Raw genomic sequence first — 2,288 nt, forward strand, 5'->3', positions numbered from 1 at the left:
TACAAGCAGAGTACGGATAAAAAGTCCAGCCTCGTGCTCGTGGGCTCGGAGAGGTGTATAAGAAACAGGGCCGACGGCGCGCTGCGCGAGGCGCGCGGCGAGGCCGAGCGGGTGCTCGCCGAGGCCAAGGAGAGCGCTGCCCGGCAGCTGGCGTCCGCCGAGTCCGCGGGCGAGCAGCGCACCCGCACCGCCAAGGAGCAGGTGGCGCGGCTGGTCGGCGAGGCCACGAAGGAGGCCGAGACCCTCAAGGCCGAGGCCGAGCAGACCCTGGCCGACGCCCGCGCGGAGGCCGAGCGGCTGCGGACCGAGGCCGCCGAGAAGGCCCGTACGGCGGCCGCCGAGGACACCGCCGCCCAGCTGGCGAAGGCCGCGCGGACCGCCGAGGAGGTGCTGACCAAGGCCTCCGAGGACGCCCGGGCCACCACCAGGGCGGCCAGCGAGGAGGCCGAGCGCATCCGCAGCCAGGCCGAGGCCGAGGCCGAGCGGCTGCGCGTCCAGGCGGCGGCCACCGCCGAGCAGCTCAAGGGCGCGGCGAAGGACGACACCGAGGAGTACCGCGCCCGCACCGTCGAACTCCAGGAGGAGGCCCGGCGGCTGCGCGGCGAGGCCGAGCAGCTGCGCGCGGAGGCCGTCGCCGAGGGCGAGCGGATCCGCGGCGAGGCCCGCCGGGAGGCTGTGCAGCAGATCGAGGAGGCGGCCAAGACCGCCGAGGAGCTGCTGACCAAGGCCAAGTCGGACGCCGACGAACTGCGGGCCGGCGCGGGCGCCGAGAGCGAGCGGGTGCGGGCCGAGGCCATCGAGCGGGCGACGACGCTGCGCACGCAGGCCGAGGAGACCCTGGAGCGCACCCGCGCCGAGGCGGAGCGGCTGCGCGCCGAGGCCGAGGAGCGGGCGCAGGCCGTGACGGCCGAGGCGGACGCGGCGGCCCGGGCGCGCCGGGAGGAGACCGAGCAGGCGCTGGCCGCCAAGCGGGCCGAGGCCGAGGCCGAGCTGACCCGGCTGCACCAGGACGCCGAGGGCCGGCTGGCCACGGCGGAGCAGACGCTGCGCGACGCCCGTACCGCGGCGGAGGCCATCCGCAAGGAGACCACGGACGAGACCGACCGGCTGCGCGCCGAGTCGGCGGAACGCGTCCGCACCCTCCAGGCGGAGGCGTCGGCGGAGGCCGAGCGGCTGCGGACCGACGCGGCCGAGGACGCAGGCCGCACCCGGGCGGAGGCCGAGCAGGTCGCCGTACGGCTGCGCAGCGAGGCGGAGGCCGAGGCCGAGCGGGTGCGCGGGGAGGCGCAGGAGACCGCGGACCGGCTGCGCGCGGAGGCCAAGGCGGCCGCCGAGCGGGTCGCCGAGGAGGCCGCGGAGGCGCTGGCCGCCGCCCAGGAGGAGGCCGCGCGGCGCCGCCGGGAGGCGGAGGAGACCCTGGCCTCGGCGCGTACGGACGCCGACAGCGAGCGGGCGCAGGCCCGGGAGCAGAGCGAGGAGCTGCTGGCGGCGGCCCGACGCCGCTCGGAGGAGGCCCAGGCCGAGGCGGCCCGGCTCACCGAGGAGGCGGAGCGGCGCGCGGCCGAGCTGGTCGCGGCGGCCGAGGCCACGGCGCAGCAGGTGCGGGACTCCGTGTCCGGGCTGCGCGAGGAGGCCGAGGAGGAGATCACCGGCCTGCGCAGCGCCGCCGAGCACGCGGCGGAGCGCACGAGGACGGAGGCGCAGGAGGAGGCGGACCGGGTCCGCGCCGACGCGTACGCCGAGCGCGAGCGGGCCGCCGAGGACGCGGGCCGCATCCGTACCGAGGCGCGGACGGAGACGGACGCGGCCAAGTCGCTGGCCGAGCGGACGGTCGCCGACGCGATCGCCGAGGCCGAGCAGCTGCGCGGGGACACGGCCGAGTACGCGCAGCGGGTGCGGACCGAGGCGACGGACGCGCTGGCCGCGGCCGAGCGGGACGCGGCGCGGACCCGGGCGGACGCCCGCGACGACGCCAACCGGATCCGGTCCGAGGCCGCGGTCTCCCTGGAGGAGTCCCGCGCCGAGGGCGAGCGGATCCGCGCCGAGGCGACCGCGGAGGCCGAGCGCCTGGTCGAGGAGGCACGCGCGGCGGGCGAGCTGACGGTCGCCGAGGCCGCGGCCGAGGCCGAGCGGACGACGGCCGATGCGACCGTGCCCCGGGGGCCGGGCGAGGAGGCCGGGTCCGGCTTCGCGGCGCCGGCGCGGACGATCGTGCAGCCGGTCGTCGCCGCCCGCGCCGGCGCGGTGACGGCGAGCGGGGCGGAAGCGGACAACGGGCGCACGTGGCA

1 pseudogene is annotated in these 2,288 nt (G+C 79.0%); it reads left to right on the forward strand.

Annotated elements, in window-relative coordinates:
• Positions 1–2,288 (forward strand): annotated as a pseudogene (locus GPJ59_RS35595) (hypothetical protein); the annotation flags it as partial.

Source organism: Streptomyces bambusae (genome assembly GCF_019400985.1).
Lineage (GTDB): Bacteria > Actinomycetota > Actinomycetes > Streptomycetales > Streptomycetaceae > Streptomyces > Streptomyces bambusae_A.